The following is a 13,849-nucleotide window of genomic DNA, read 5'->3' as shown; positions in this document are numbered from 1 at the left end:
GATAGGTGACAAGCATGGCAACAACCGCCCTGACTCAACTGACGTCCCAGACTGTACCGACTGCCGTTTTGCGGCAGGTAGGCCAGCAGGATGATGAAGCGCCGTCCCGTAAGCGGCAGCCGCCGCAGGGGCAGGGCAGGCCTATCAGCCTGCCGGAGGACCGGGTAACGCTTTCGGTGGCAGCGTCAGCGGAACAGCCGCAGCCTTCCCTAGCGGTCTCAGCACGAGAGAAAGCGGCCTTGCTGGGCTCGCAAAAGGTACCACGCTTCTCGGTCTACGGCTAGCTATAACCACTTGCGGCGGCGGAAGTATACGACCATGGCCAGCGACAACAGGGCCATGACCAGCAGCACCAGATAGTAACCGTAGGGCCATTCCAGTTCCGGCATATGCCTGAAGTTCATCCCGTACAGGCCGACGATGAAGGTCAGCGGCATGAAGATCGTGCCGATCACGGTCAGAAACTTCATGATCTCGTTGGTGCGGTTGCTGAGGCTTGACAGGTACAGGTCAAGCATACCGGCCAGCAGGTCGCGGTAGGTCTCCACCGTATCGATGGCCTGCACAGCGTGGTCGTGGACGTCACGCAGATAGATGCGGGTGGTGTCGCTAATCAGCTCGGTGTCGTCACGCTCCAGGAACGACAGCACCTCCCGCAGTGGCCAGACCGCCTTGCGCAGGTAGATCGCCTCTTTTTTGAGTTCATTCAACTGTACCAGCCCCCGGGGTTGCGGGTGCAGTGCGATTTGCTCCTCGATGCTGGTCAGGCGCTCGCCAAATCCCTCTAACACCGTGAAGTAGCGGTCAATGATGGCATCCAGCAGGGTGTAGGCCAGGTAATCGGCCCCCATGCTGCGTATCTTGCCTTTGCCGGTCCGAATCCGTTCCCGCACCGCTTCAAAGGCGTCACCCCGAATCCCTTCCTGGAAGGTGAACAGGTAGCCCTTGCCCAGTACCATGCTGACCTGCTCGGCGGCAAAGTCTCCCTGTTCCAGCGGCAGCAGCATCCGCACCACCACGAACAGGTAGTCGTCGTAATCCTCCACCTTGGGGCGTTGCACGGTGCTGACGATATCCTCCAGCACCAGCGGGTGCAGGTTGTGGCACTCACCCAGGCTGCGGATGGTTTCTACCTGATGGACCCCTTCCACATCCACCCAGGTAACCGCATCCTCGCGGTGGGGTGGCAGCGTTGAGTCGGCCCTGTCGAAGGTCTGTTCGCGCACACCCCACTCACCGTACTCAAACAAGCTGACCTGGGGGGCGGCGGTCCTGGTTTCGCCGATGTGAATCAGCGTGCCTGGAGGCAAGCCCTCTTTGGCTGAACGGCTGCGAAATACCCGCTTGGCGTGTCGCATGGTCAGATTCCCAAGACTTCGGCCATCTTCAGGATCTCATCCTGGGGGCGTTTCTCGCCCTTGATCACCGCCTCCAACAGGGTGGTCACCATGGCGTGGCAGGAAAGCCCCACCATCACTCCCTTGGTGCCGGAGAGCAATAGTTCCACAGCCCGCTTGCCGTAGCGGCTGCCCAGCAGCCGATCAAACACGGTGGGCGAACCGCCGCGCTGGTAGTGGCCCAACACGGTCACCCGTACCTCGAAACCGATGGTATCCTTGATGCCAGCAGCCAGCTCGTGGGCCTGGCCGGCCCCTTCGGCCATCAGGATAATGGCGTTATTGCGGCCTTCCTGGTGCCGTTGGCGCAGGTGGCCGCACATCTCCGACAGGTCGAACTCGATTTCAGGGACAATGGCAAACTCGGCGCCGGTGGCCACCGCGGCGGTGGAGGCCAGGTAGCCGGAGCCGCGACCCATCACCTCAACGATAAAGGCCCGGTCGTGGGAGGAGGCGGTATCCTTGATGCAATCCACGGCGTAGATAATATTGTTGAGGGCCGTGTCCACCCCCAGCGACATGTCGGTGAACGGGATGTCGTTATCGATGCTGGCCGGGATGCCGATCACCGGGAAACCCATCCGGTCAAGGGCCAGGGCGCCGGTCAGGGAACCATCGCCCCCCACCACGATCAGCCCTTCAACCCCTTCGCGCATCAGGTTGTCCAGGGCCTTTTTGCGCCCCTCTTCAGTACGGAACTCCTGACTGCGGGCCGACTGCAGGAAGGTGCCACCCCGCTGCAGGATGCCGGCCACCGCCATGGTGTCCAGCGGAATGAAGTCGTTCTTCACCAGTCCGGCGTAGCCCTTGCGGTAGCCGATCATCTCCACGTTTTGCGAGATGGCGGTGCGGGCTGCGGCGCGGATGGTGGCGTTCATGCCGGAGCAGTCGCCGCCGCTGGTCAGGATGGCCAGACGTTTCATGGTGCATCTCCTTGCTGGAGCGGTATGCCTTGTTTGCATAATACTACAGCAAAACCGGCGGCTGTCCATAGGTGGTCAAACGGTGGGGCTGTAACGTCGGTGGGGGGGAGACGCGGCTAGGGGAGGTGCCGGTCCAGCATTGAAGGGAATGTAATGGATTGTGACCGACATTACCTTCAATGTGTGTCATGCGATCAACATGGCAGACAGGAGGTGGTTGTCAATTAGGTATACTCTCCCCAGAATTCCCTCTTTATTCGTGCATAACGAGCCGGGAGATCACCAGCCGAATTTTAGGCCGGTGCATCTTCCTGGTTAGGAATAGAAGTTGGATTTAATGGAAATTCCAGTTGCGGAGCTTTCCTGTCCTCATATTCAGAGCTGTGCCAATGGCTATGAAGTTCGTCTTCAAGCCAATCCGCAATCTGTAGGCAATACTCATATGACTCAAGAAAATACTGTACGTCAGCCGGCAATCCCATGCCGGATTTTACACGTGCATGTGTTCCTGCCTTTCGTACATAAACATCGTTGGCAACGCCTCGATTATGTATGAATATGTCACGCGTTGCTTTTACTTCCATGTATCTGTGAAATGCTGGACATTTAAGAAGATTTATCGACAGTAGTTGATCGAACACTTCAGCAAACTCTGATGGAGATTTGTATGATAGTTCATTCAGCAATGTGTCAGTAGCGCGCATGTGAACTTCTTCAAGCGATGTCGATTCCAGTACTGCTTGAATTGATAGCGTTCTCTTCCCTCCAAGCTTTTGTGGATAACGGGCTATAACTGCACGGAGGACATCGCCTAGCATCGTTTCAACAATTGTCACCAATTGGACTATCGCATTCACACTTAACTGATGATATGCAAGAAACTGATACTTCGAAAGTAACTGATCCTTGCGGTATTTCCTGGTGCTAGACATGGGAGTTCTATCTGGATTGTACCCTACAGGGAAAGTAACTTCGACCTCATCTTGCTCCATTTCCTGCATGCTTCGTGCAGCAATATCAAAAGCGCCGTATGTAAGTTGTGCCAACTCGCCTTGGTCAAACATGACCGCCCTGGCTGAGAACACTATCTGATTAAGGTTGTTTCCAAGATTATTGCTCATTCTCAACTCCTAACTCGTTTATATACGGTTTTCCTATATAAGAAACTTGTTTACTATATAGGATATTTGTTTCTTATATAAGTAACCCGGCAAGTTTCCTATATAAGATGCTTGCCGAGTTCAGGAGCAAAATACAGAATTGTCGCCCAGTGACTTCCGAGGCACGTCAATCCCCGAAGCAGATCCCCAGATCCCGGGCGGTCAGCACCGTATCGCCGTCGGGCCGCACCCGTTTCTGGATGCCCAGGGCCTCAGCCAGCGGCACCAGGGCGATGTCCGGCGATTTGAGCGCCACCATCTGGTCGAACTTGCCTTCTTCGATGGCCCGCACCGCTGCGGCGCCGAAACGTAGCGACAGCAGCCGGTCGAAGGTGGTGGGGGAGCCGCCCCGCTGCAGGTGGCCCAGCACCAGCGAACGGGAGTCCTTGCCGGTGCGTTTGGAGATCTCCTTGGCCACATGTTCGGCAATGCCGCCCAGCACCACATGCTGGCGGCCATCCACCGCGCCCCCCTTGATGATCACGTCGCCACCCTTGGGCACCGCCCCTTCGGCCACCACCACGATGGCGTACTTGCGGCCGTTCAGCTCGTTTTCCATCAGCTTGTCGCAGACCTTCTCGATATCAAAAGGGATCTCCGGGATCAGGATCACATCGGCGTTGCCGGAGATGCCGCTGTTTAAGGCGATGAAGCCGGCGTTGCGGCCCATCACCTCCACCACCATCACCCGGTCGTGTGACTTGGCGGTGGAGTGCAGCCGGTCGATGGCCTCGGTGGCGATGCTGACCGCCGTGTCGAAGCCGAAGGTGATCACGGTGCCGCCCATGTCGTTGTCGATGGTCTTGGGCACCCCCACCACCGGCATCCCTTTTTCGGCAAAGCGGTGGGCGATCTCCAGGCTGCCGTCGCCGCCAACCGCCACCAGGGCGTCGAAACGCAGCCGCCTGAAGTTCTCTATCACCTTGTCGGAGACGTCACGCAACTCGCATTCGCCGACAGCGTTGCAAACCGGCATGGAAAAAGGGTTGCCCTTGTTGGTGGTGCCGAGGATGGTGCCGCCGATACTGGCGATGCCGTCCACCTTGTCCGGGGTGAGGTGGATGATCTCATCGGTGTTCAAGAGGCCGGCATAGCCGGATTTGATGCCGTAGACCTCCCACTGCCGGTTGTAGGCCGCCATGGTGACCGCCTCGATCACCGCGTTCAGGCCGGGTGCGTCACCGCCGCCGGTGTTGATGCAGATCTTCATCCGTTTGGACATGGTTTTCTTCCTGTAGGTTGATATATGGGGCTTGGGTACTGTCTCAGTCCTTGTTGCCCAGCTTTTTCAGCCAGGCCATCCGCTCGACGATGTTTTTTTCATAACCGTGACCCTTGGGATCATAGTACTTCCGCCCCTGCAATTTTTCCGGCAGGTACTCTTGATGAGTATACCCTCCTTCAAAGTCGTGGGTGTATTTGTAGCCCTGGTGATAGCCCAGCTCTTTCATCAGCTTGGTGGGGGCGTTGCGGATAGGCAGCGGCACCTCCAGGGCGCCTGATTTTCTGACTTCGGCCAAGGCAGCGTCGATCCCCAAGTAGGCGGCGTTGGATTTGGGGGCCGTGGCCAGGTAGGTGACCGCCTGCCCCAGGATGATGCGACCTTCCGGCATACCCACCACCTGAAAAGCCTGTAGGGCGGAAACAGCCATCTGCAGGGCGCGGGGGTCGGCATTGCCGATATCCTCCGAAGCCAGGATGATCATCCGCCGCAGGATGAACAGCGGGTCTTCGCCGGCCTCCAGCATGCGGGCCAGCCAGTAGAGGGCCGCATCCGGGTCGCTGCCCCGCATCGATTTGATGAAGGCCGAGATGACGTTGTAGTGCTCCTCGCCCCCCTTGTCGTACAAGAGCGCCTTCTGCTGCAGTGCTTCCTGCATGACCTCCAGGGAGATGGCTGCGTCCAGCGTGAGGCCAGCAGCTACCTCCAGGGTATTGAGCGCCTTGCGTCCGTCCCCTTGGGCTGCTTCGGCCAGAAAGACCACCGCCTCGTCGCTGATGGTCAGGTTGAGGCCTCCCAGGCCCCGCTCGGAATCAGCCAAGGCACGCCGGATCAGCATTGAGAGCTCTTCCGGCTGCAGCTGCTGCAGCCGTAGCACCCGGCAGCGGGAGAGCAGGGGGGCGATCACTTCGAAGGAGGGATTTTCGGTGGTGGCGCCGATGACGGTAACCAACCCTTTTTCCACCGCCGGCAGGAAGGCGTCCTGCTGGGCCTTGTTGAAACGGTGGATCTCATCTACAAACAGGATGGTGCGCTGACCGGTGCGTGCCGTTTCCTCGGCTTCTTTAAAAATCTCGCGCACCTCTTTGACACCGGCCATGATAGCCGAGAAAAAGACAAAGCGGGCCTTGGTCTCCTGGGCCAGGATGTGGGCCAGGGTGGTCTTGCCGCAGCCGGGTGGTCCCCAGAAGATCAGTGAGGGCACCCGGTCGGCCTCAATCATTCTGCGTAGCGCCTTACCTGGCCCCAGCAGGTGCCCCTGGCCGTAGAAATCATCCAGCGAGCGGGGGCGCATCCGTTCGGCCAGCGGCGCCGTCTCGACAGAGGGGACGGGAGGTGCAGCTTGGAACAATGGGACGTTTTTCTTACTCACCAGTGGTACACTCCCTGGCGTGTGATCTGTTGCGGTTCAATCCCCCAGATATCATCGGCATATTCGGCAATGGTGCGATCGCTGGAAAACTTGCCCATGCCGGCCGTGTTCAGGATTGATTTCCTGGCCCATTGTTCCGGGTTCATGTAGAGCCGATCCACCTCGGCCTGAGCATCCAGGTAGGCGTCAAAATCGGCCAGCAGCAGGTAGTAATCGGAATTCAGTAGTTGATCCACCAGGGGATGGAACAGTCCCTGGTCAGCGGGAGAGAACATGCCTGAACTGATCTGGTCGAGCACCTGTTTCAGCTGCGGCAGGCGGTAGTAGTAGTCCTGGGGGCGGTAGCCTTCGCTGCGCACCTTGGCGGCTCCCGCCGCATCCAGGCCGAAGATGAAGATGTTGTCTCGGCCGACCTCTTCCATGATCTCAATATTGGCGCCGTCCAGGGTGCCGATGGTCAGCGCCCCGTTCAGGGCATACTTCATGTTGCCGGTGCCGGATGCCTCGGTGCCGGCGGTGGAGATCTGCTCCGACAGGTCGGCGGCCGGGAAGATCAGCTCGGCCAGCGAGACGCTGTAGTTGGCCAGGAAGGCCACTTTAAGCTGCTGATTGGTGGCCGGGTCGTTGTTGACCACGTTGGCCACCCCGTTGATCAGCTTGATGATCAGCTTGGCGCTGGCGTAGGAGGGGGCCGCCTTGCCGCTGAACAGTACCGTGCGGGGCGGCAGCCCCAGACCCGGATATTCCTTGAGACGGTTGTACTGGGCAATCACCTGCATGATGTTCAGCAGTTGCCGTTTGTATTCGTGGATCCGTTTGGTCTGGCAGTCAAACATTGAATCAGGCGATACCTGGATGCAGTTACGCTTGTAGATATGTTCGGCCAGACGCTGCTTATTGCGACGCTTGATCTCCATCCAGCGCGTGCGGAAGGCGCTGTCTTCAGCCAGTGGCGTCAGTTTGCGCAGCTCATCCAGGTTGCGGGTCCAGCCGTCGCCGATCGCCTCGCTGATCAGATCCGACAGCCAGGGGTTGCAATGCTTGAGCCAGCGGCGCTGGGTGATGCCATTGGTCTTGTTGTTGAACCGTTCCGGCCAGAGCTCATAAAAATCCTTGAACAGATCAGTCTTGAGGATGTCGCTGTGCAGGGCCGAGACACCGTTGACCGAATGGCTGGCCACGATGGCCAGGTGGGCCATCCGCACCCGTTTTTCGCCAAACTCGTCGATCAGCGACATCCGTTGCAGCCGTGCAGCGTCGTCGGGGAAGCGAGCTGCAACTTCGGTCATAAAGCGGGCGTTGATTTCAAAGATCAGCTGCAGATGACGCGGCAGCAGGCGTTGCAGCATCGGTACCGGCCAGGTTTCCAGGGCCTCCTGCAGGATGGTGTGGTTGGTATAGGCAAAGGTCTGGGTGGTAATCCGCCAGGCATCTTCCCAGTTGAGGCGTTTTTCGTCGACCAGGATTCGCATCAACTCCGGTATTGCCAGCACCGGGTGGGTGTCGTTGAGCTGGATCGCCACCTTGTCCGGTAATTGGGACAGATCGTCGTGCTTTTTGGCAAAGCGGTAGAAGATGTCCTGCACCGTGGCCGAGGCCAGGAAATACTCCTGACGCAGTCTGAGTTGCTTGCCTTCGGCCATATGGTCGGCCGGGTAGAGGACCTTGGAGATGTTTTCGGTCTTCATCTTGGATTCGACCGAACCGATGTAATTGCCCTCGTTAAAGAAGCGCAGGTCAAAATCACGGCTGGATTTGGCACTCCAGAGCCGCATGGTGTTGACGGTGTCATTGCGGTAACCCGGGATCGGGAAGTCATAGGCCAGGGCCATCACCTCGTCGCAGTCGACCCAGGAGTGGCGCACCGTGCCGTCACGGTCGGTGAATTCAACCACCCGCCCGCCAAACTTGACCGGGTGCAGGTGTTCCTGGCGGTCGAACTCCCAGGGGTTGGGATAGCGCAGCCAGTTGTCCGGCACCTCGACCTGGGCGCCGTCGGCGATCTTCTGATAGAACATGCCGTATTCGTAGCGGATGCCGTAGCCATAGGCCGGCAGCTGCATGGTGGCCAGCGAATCGAGAAAACAGGCCGCCAGCCGCCCCAGGCCGCCGTTACCAAGGCCAGCATCCCACTCCATTTCCTGCAATTCGGCAATATCCAGCCCCAACTCCTTGAGTACGGTATCCCATTCTTCCCGTAGTCCCAGGTTGATCAGGGCGTTATTGAGGGTGCGCCCCATCAGAAATTCCATTGAGAGGTAATAGACCCGTTTGGCGTCATTGCGGTAGTAGGCCTGCTGGGTATCCAGCCAGCGTTCGGCCAGCAGGTCACGCACGGCATAGGCCAGGGCCATGTACAGATCAGGCTTGGTGGCGGAATACTTGTCCTTTACCAGGGTGTGGTGCAGGTGGTAGAGGAATGACCGCCGCAGCTCATCGGTGGTGGGGGGCGTGCAGGGCTGTTGTTGGGGCTGATTGGGGAGCATGGGATAACCTTTGCCGGGCTAAGTTGGTGTCAGTGGCCTTGAAGTATACTGGCAAACCGGGAGGGCTTCAAGTAAAGCGCCTTAAAAAGAATGGTGCCGGACGTGTGACGGTCCGCTGTGTCTCATGGCGCAGGTTGGTGGCATCGCGGTTGACACCCCTGGCTTGGTTGTATTAAAGTAATTTTCTTTAATTGCCAGGCAACCGCTTGATTTGACAGCGGCAAACTAATTTTTGGCTTTTGGGAGCGGCTTATGCGGAGTGATATGATCAAGAAAGGCCTGGAGCGGACACCGCACCGGGCATTACTCAAGGCCACCGGGATACCGCAGAGCCAGATGGATCGGCCGTTCATCGGCGTGGCCACCAGCTTTACCGATCTGATCCCCGGCCATGTGGGCATGCGGGATCTGGAGCGCTTTATCGAAAAGGGCATCCACAGTGGCGGCGGTTATGCCCAGTTTTTTGGTATTCCCGGTGTCTGTGACGGTATTGCCATGGGCCACAAGGGGATGCACTACTCCCTGCCGACCCGTGAGCTGATTGCCGATATGGTGGAGTCGGTGGCTGAGGCCCATCGCTTGGACGGTCTGGTGCTGTTGACCAACTGCGACAAGATCACCCCCGGCATGCTGATGGCTGCCGCCCGCCTCAATATCCCCTGTATCATCGTGACCGCCGGTCCGATGATGAGCGGGAGAGGGCGGGAGGGGCGGGCCTATTCCTTTGTGACCGACACCTTTGAGGCCATGGCCCGCTATAAGGCCGGGGTGATCGATGCCAAGGAGCTGCAGGTCTGCGAGGACAACGCCTGCCCCGGTATGGGTTCCTGCCAGGGCCTGTTTACCGCCAACACCATGGCGATCCTGACCGAGACGCTGGGGATGAGTCTGCCCCGTTGCGGCACCGCCCTGGCGGTATCGGCCATGAAGCGGCGGATCGCCTTTGCCTCCGGTGAGAAGATCGTTGAGCTGGTGCACAACGATGTCAAGCCCCGCGATATCATGACTCGGGCGGCCTTTGAGAATGCCATCCGGGTTGATCTGGCCCTGGGCGGCTCCTCCAATACCGTGCTGCACCTACTGGCCATTGCCCGCGAGGCTGGTGTGGAACTGCCGTTGGAGACCTTCGATGTCCTGGCTAAGGAGACCCCGCAGCTGGCCTCCATGAATCCGGCCGGTGAGCATTTCATGGAAGACCTGGATATTGCCGGCGGCGTCAGCGGTGTGCTGAAGCAACTGGGGGACAAGATCAATGACACCCAGACCCTGTTCGGCCTGACCACCCACCAGCTGGCCGCCAGCATCGAGAATGTCGATGAAACCGTCATCCGTCCCCTGACCAACCCGGTCAAGAAAGAGGGCGGCATCGCGGTGCTGTTCGGCTCCATCGCCCCCAAGGGCGCGGTGGTCAAGCAGTCCGGCGTCTCGGACAAGATGATGCTCTTTGAGGGCAACGCCCGCTGCTTTGATTCGGAAGAACTGGCCATGGCCGCCCTGATGGAGGGCAAGGTGACATCGGGCGATGTGGTGGTGATCCGCTATGAAGGCCCCAAGGGTGGCCCCGGTATGCGCGAAATGCTGGCCCCCACCGCCGCCATTATGGGGTTGGGACTGGGCGATTCGGTGGCCCTGATCACCGACGGCCGTTTCTCCGGAGGCACCCGTGGTCCCTGCATCGGCCATATCTCGCCCGAGGCGGCCGAAGGCGGTCCGATCGCCCTGGTGCAGGACGGCGATCGGATCCTGCTGGACATCCCGAACCGTAAGCTGGACCTGTTGGTGGATGAGGCCACCCTGGTTGCCCGTAAGGCAGCCTGGAAAGCCCCGGAGCCCAAGATAAAGACCGGCTGGCTGGCACGTTATGCCAAGGTGGTGACATCCGCCTATACTGGCGCAGTGACAACTGCGGACTAACTACTAACTCGAACGGAGGTATCCTGCCATGAAAAAGCTACTGGCCCTGTGTGCTGCTTTGCTTATGGCCCTGACTGTCGCAGCCTGCACCACCGATGAGCAGGCTCTGCGTGATTCCAGCTCGCTGTTGCTGTCGGCCCGTGAGGTCAAGGATGTCTTTGTCAGCAATACGGTTACCTCTGCCGATGGCAAGGTCTATTACTTTGACCGCAGCGGTGTGGTGGTGGGTAAGGGTGCCTACGGCGATAAGATTAAGGCCAACTGGAACATCACTCCCGAGGGGCAGCTCTGCTTCAGCAACTGGAATAGCAGCTATGCCCCCAGCGCCTGCTACAAGGTCTTTTTCGACAACGTCAGCCAGCAGCGCAAGCTGGTGGATGCCAACGGCGACGTGCAATACACGGTCATTAACATCCTGACCGGCAACCCTAACAATTTCTAAACTGATCGAGGTTTTCGTATGAAAATGAATGGCGCGCGTATCCTCCTTGAATCCCTGAAGCGCGAGGGAGTTGATCTGGTGTTCGGCTACCCCGGCGGCACCGTGATCAATATCTATGATGAACTGATGAATGTGCGGGAGATCCGGCATATCCTGCCCCGCCATGAGCAGGGCGGCACCCATGCCGCCGACGGCTACGCCCGGGCCACCGGCAAGGTGGGGGTGGCCATTGCCACCTCAGGCCCCGGCGCCACCAACACCGTGACCGGCATCGCCACGGCCTACATGGATTCGATCCCGATGGTGATCATCTCCGGCCAGGTGCCCACTCCGCTGATCGGCAACGACGCCTTTCAGGAAGTGGACATGATCGGCATCACCCGGCCGATCACCAAGCACAGCTTCCTGGTGCGCAACCCCAAGGATATCCCGACCATTGTCCGCAAGGCGTTCTATATCGCCCGTTCCGGCCGTCCCGGTCCGGTGCTGATCGACTTCCCCAAGGATGTCCAGATCGCCCAGGCCGAGTTCAAGTGGCCGGAGAGTGTGGACATCCGTGGTTACAAGCCTAACCTGGGTGGGCATCCGCGCCAGGTGGAGAAGGCGATCTCGATGATGCTGGCTGCCCGCCGCCCGGTGATGTACGTCGGCGGTGGCGTGATCCTGGCCAATGCGGCCGATGAGTTGACCGCCCTGGCCCGTCGGTTGCAGTTCCCGGTGACCACCACCCTGATGGGGCTAGGTTCCTTCCCGGAAAACGATCCGTTGGCCCTGAAGATGTTGGGGATGCACGGCGCCTATGCCGCCAACATGGCCATGACCCATTCCGACCTGATTGTGGCGGTGGGTGCCCGCTTTGACGACCGGGTAACCGGCAAGATCGCCACCTTCGCGCCCCATGCCAAGATCATCCATATCGACGTCGATCCCACCTCGATCCGTAAGAACGTGCGGGTGGATCTGCCGATCGTGGGCGATACGAAAGATGTGCTGGCCAAGATGCTGGCCGAGCTGGACAAGCAGGCTCCGGGCATCAAGGCTCTGCTGAAGAATCTGGCCGCCTGGCATGAGGACATCAGCGGCTGGAAAGAGAAACATCCGATCTCCTACAAGCAGAGCACCAGCGTGATCAAACCGCAGTACGTGATCCAGAAACTGCGTGAACTCTCCAACGACGATGCCATCATGGCCACCGACGTGGGCCAGCATCAGATGTGGGCTGCCCAGTTTTTCGAATTCCACCATGCCCGCACCCTGCTGACTTCGGGTGGTCTGGGTACGATGGGCTTCGGTCTGCCGGCTGCCATGGGGGCCCAGGCTGCCTTCCCCAAACGCCAGGTAATCTGCGTCTGCGGCGACGGTGGTGTGCAGATGAACATTCAGGAGCTGGCCACCATGGTCCAGAACCGTCTGCCGGTCAAGATCGTGATCCTCAACAACAACTTCCTGGGGATGGTCCGTCAGTGGCAGGAGCTGTTCTTCGACAAGCGTTACTCACAGACCTGCATGGAGTTGCCGATCGACTTCGTCAAGCTGGCCGAGGCCTATGGCGCCAAAGGCCTACGGACCGAAAAGCCGGCTGAGGTTGAGCAGGTGATCAAGGAGGCCCTGGCCCACAACGGTCCGGTGGTGATGGAATTCAAGATCGCCCGTGAGGAGAAGGTGTTGCCGATGGTTCCGGCCGGTGCATCCCTGAATGAAATGGTTCTGAACGCCTAGTGTAGCGGAGGAAATGAAGCTCATGCACCATAGTCATACCATATCAGTGCTGGTGGAAAACGAGTTTGGGGTGCTGGCCCGGGTTTCCGGCCTCTTTTCGGGACGGGGGTTCAATATTGACTCCCTGACCGTGGCCCCCACCAATGAAGAGGGGCTTTCCCGGGTGACCATCGTCACGCGGGGCGATGACAATATCCTGGAGCAGATCACCAAACAGCTCAACAAGCTGGTGGATGTGATCAAGGTAATCGACTTTAGCGACGGCAGCGCCATCGAGCGTGAGATGGCCCTGATCAAGGTCACGGCCGAGGACGAGAGTCGGGCCGAGGTGCTGCGGATCGTGGATATCTTCCGGGCCAAGATCATCGATGTTACGCCCAAGTCCTACACCATCGAGGCCACCGGCGCGCCGATCAAGATCGATGCTATTATGGAGTTGTTGCGTCCGCTGGGGCTCAAGGAGCTGGTGCGGACCGGGGCGGTTGCCATCGGCCGTGGCGCAAAAGGTTGGAAGGGGTAGGATTCCTCTCGCTCAGGACGTTACGTGTAAGGCCGCCTGTGTGTCGAGCACAGGCGGCCTTTGACATTAGTGATCAGCCTGCTGCTGTTGTTAACGAGGATGGCATGAAGCTGAACAGGATGCGGCGATATGGCCTGCTGTTGGCCTTGGGTGTGCTGATGAGTGGCTGTTCACTGCTCAATCTGCGCCCGGATGAAGGCGCTTGGCAGGGGGACCCGGTGATGATCGGCACGGTGGGGGAAACGCGGTATCAGCTCAAAGATCTGACCTTCCGCCCCAGCCGCTGGATATGTGACGTTGATGCCTATCGAGCCGGATTCAGGAATGCCCTGGTGGACCGCTGGGACACCAATGCCATGCTGGACCGGCTGCCGAAGCGTTTCTACCTCGATGTGCCGCCACGTGATGTACGCAGCTTTCTCGTTGCTTCATCCGATCGTCAATGCGTGCTGGAGAGTATCGTGGTTGGCGAGGCCGACGGTGACCGTGCCGGCAAGTGGTTGTATCGAGAGTTTTTACAGCGACTTAATGGTCAATAGTTGTTGTTCTGCCAGGTGGCTGACTCGTGCCCTCTGTTCCGGGTGCAAAACAGCTATCTGATTGACAAGGGTATGGAAACATAGTATTTATTTCGCTCATTTTGTCGTAGATTCATTACCGGTTTTCCGGATATTTTGAGGAGGATGTAACAGCC

Annotated in this window: 12 protein-coding genes; 6 read left to right on the top strand and 6 right to left on the bottom strand. The window is 58.9% G+C overall.

Annotation, left to right across the window (positions count from 1 at the left end):
• Positions 1–14 precede the first annotated feature (14 nt).
• The gene (locus RBQ93_RS02245) at positions 15–284 is read left to right on the top strand and encodes a hypothetical protein (RefSeq protein ID WP_320370380.1); all 270 of its coding nucleotides are present in this window, start codon (positions 15–17) and stop codon (positions 282–284) included.
• Here the strand turns inward: RBQ93_RS02245 and corA are convergent, their stop codons facing one another.
• From corA to RBQ93_RS02215, 6 genes are all read right to left on the bottom strand, one after another.
• The gene (corA, locus tag RBQ93_RS02240; protein WP_320370379.1) at positions 285–1,358 is read right to left on the bottom strand and encodes a magnesium/cobalt transporter CorA; all 1,074 of its coding nucleotides are present in this window, start codon (positions 1,356–1,358) and stop codon (positions 285–287) included.
• A gap of 2 nt (positions 1,359–1,360) precedes the next feature.
• The gene (gene pfkA / locus RBQ93_RS02235; protein WP_320370378.1) at positions 1,361–2,320 is read right to left on the bottom strand and encodes a 6-phosphofructokinase; all 960 of its coding nucleotides are present in this window, start codon (positions 2,318–2,320) and stop codon (positions 1,361–1,363) included.
• A gap of 293 nt (positions 2,321–2,613) precedes the next feature.
• A complete protein-coding gene (locus tag RBQ93_RS02230) occupies positions 2,614–3,441 on the bottom strand; it encodes a hypothetical protein (RefSeq protein WP_320370377.1) in 828 nt (275 codons plus the stop codon).
• Between the two features lie 166 nt (positions 3,442–3,607).
• A complete protein-coding gene (locus tag RBQ93_RS02225; RefSeq protein ID WP_320370376.1) occupies positions 3,608–4,702 on the bottom strand; it encodes a 6-phosphofructokinase in 1,095 nt (364 codons plus the stop codon).
• A gap of 43 nt (positions 4,703–4,745) precedes the next feature.
• Positions 4,746–5,996 (bottom strand): replication-associated recombination protein A, encoded by a 1,251-nt coding sequence (locus RBQ93_RS02220; RefSeq protein ID WP_320370430.1) that lies wholly within the window; start codon positions 5,994–5,996, stop codon positions 4,746–4,748.
• Positions 5,997–6,070: 74 nt separating this feature from the next.
• Positions 6,071–8,560 (bottom strand): glycogen/starch/alpha-glucan phosphorylase, encoded by a 2,490-nt coding sequence (locus RBQ93_RS02215; RefSeq protein WP_320370375.1) that lies wholly within the window; start codon positions 8,558–8,560, stop codon positions 6,071–6,073.
• Positions 8,561–8,812: 252 nt separating this feature from the next.
• Here RBQ93_RS02215 and ilvD point away from each other — a divergent pair, with 252 nt between their 5' ends.
• The 5 genes from ilvD (at position 8,813) to RBQ93_RS02190 (ending at position 13,694) form a co-directional block, all read left to right on the top strand.
• A complete protein-coding gene (gene ilvD, locus RBQ93_RS02210; RefSeq protein ID WP_320370374.1) occupies positions 8,813–10,474 on the top strand; it encodes a dihydroxy-acid dehydratase in 1,662 nt (553 codons plus the stop codon).
• Between the two features lie 28 nt (positions 10,475–10,502).
• Positions 10,503–10,916 carry a DUF995 domain-containing protein gene (locus RBQ93_RS02205; protein ID WP_320370373.1) on the top strand — a complete coding sequence of 138 codons (414 nt, stop codon included), beginning with the start codon at positions 10,503–10,505 and terminating at the stop codon, positions 10,914–10,916.
• An 18-nt stretch (positions 10,917–10,934) separates the two neighbouring features.
• Positions 10,935–12,635 (top strand): biosynthetic-type acetolactate synthase large subunit, encoded by a 1,701-nt coding sequence (gene ilvB / locus RBQ93_RS02200; protein WP_320370372.1) that lies wholly within the window; start codon positions 10,935–10,937, stop codon positions 12,633–12,635.
• Between the two features lie 22 nt (positions 12,636–12,657).
• Positions 12,658–13,155, top strand: coding sequence for an acetolactate synthase small subunit (ilvN, locus tag RBQ93_RS02195; protein ID WP_320370371.1), 498 nt, complete (start codon positions 12,658–12,660; stop codon positions 13,153–13,155).
• Positions 13,156–13,259: 104 nt separating this feature from the next.
• Entirely contained in the window at positions 13,260–13,694 is a 435-nt protein-coding gene (locus RBQ93_RS02190) for a hypothetical protein (RefSeq protein WP_320370370.1), read from the top strand.
• The last annotated feature ends 155 nt before the right edge of the window (positions 13,695–13,849 follow it).

Origin of the sequence: Trichlorobacter sp. (assembly GCF_034008105.1) — a bacterium.
In the GTDB taxonomy this organism is placed as follows: Bacteria; Desulfobacterota; Desulfuromonadia; order Geobacterales; family Pseudopelobacteraceae; genus Trichlorobacter.
Note: the sequence above shows the minus strand (reverse complement) of the source record. Positions and strands in the feature narration are given on the sequence as shown.

Bases quoted from the DNA above. Each gene is read 5' to 3' on its own strand.
- RBQ93_RS02245 (WP_320370380.1), top strand. From the start codon at position 15: ATGGCAACAACCGCCCTGACTCAACTGACGTCCCAGACTGTACCGACT.
- corA (WP_320370379.1), bottom strand. From the start codon at position 1,358: ATGCGACACGCCAAGCGGGTATTTCGCAGCCGTTCAGCCAAAGAGGGC.
- pfkA (WP_320370378.1), bottom strand. From the start codon at position 2,320: ATGAAACGTCTGGCCATCCTGACCAGCGGCGGCGACTGCTCCGGCATG.
- RBQ93_RS02230 (WP_320370377.1), bottom strand. From the start codon at position 3,441: ATGAGCAATAATCTTGGAAACAACCTTAATCAGATAGTGTTCTCAGCC.
- RBQ93_RS02225 (WP_320370376.1), bottom strand. From the start codon at position 4,702: ATGTCCAAACGGATGAAGATCTGCATCAACACCGGCGGCGGTGACGCA.
- RBQ93_RS02220 (WP_320370430.1), bottom strand. From the start codon at position 5,996: ATGCGCCCCCGCTCGCTGGATGATTTCTACGGCCAGGGGCACCTGCTG.
- RBQ93_RS02215 (WP_320370375.1), bottom strand. From the start codon at position 8,560: ATGCTCCCCAATCAGCCCCAACAACAGCCCTGCACGCCCCCCACCACC.
- ilvD (WP_320370374.1), top strand. From the start codon at position 8,813: ATGCGGAGTGATATGATCAAGAAAGGCCTGGAGCGGACACCGCACCGG.
- RBQ93_RS02205 (WP_320370373.1), top strand. From the start codon at position 10,503: ATGAAAAAGCTACTGGCCCTGTGTGCTGCTTTGCTTATGGCCCTGACT.
- ilvB (WP_320370372.1), top strand. From the start codon at position 10,935: ATGAAAATGAATGGCGCGCGTATCCTCCTTGAATCCCTGAAGCGCGAG.
- ilvN (WP_320370371.1), top strand. From the start codon at position 12,658: ATGCACCATAGTCATACCATATCAGTGCTGGTGGAAAACGAGTTTGGG.
- RBQ93_RS02190 (WP_320370370.1), top strand. From the start codon at position 13,260: ATGAAGCTGAACAGGATGCGGCGATATGGCCTGCTGTTGGCCTTGGGT.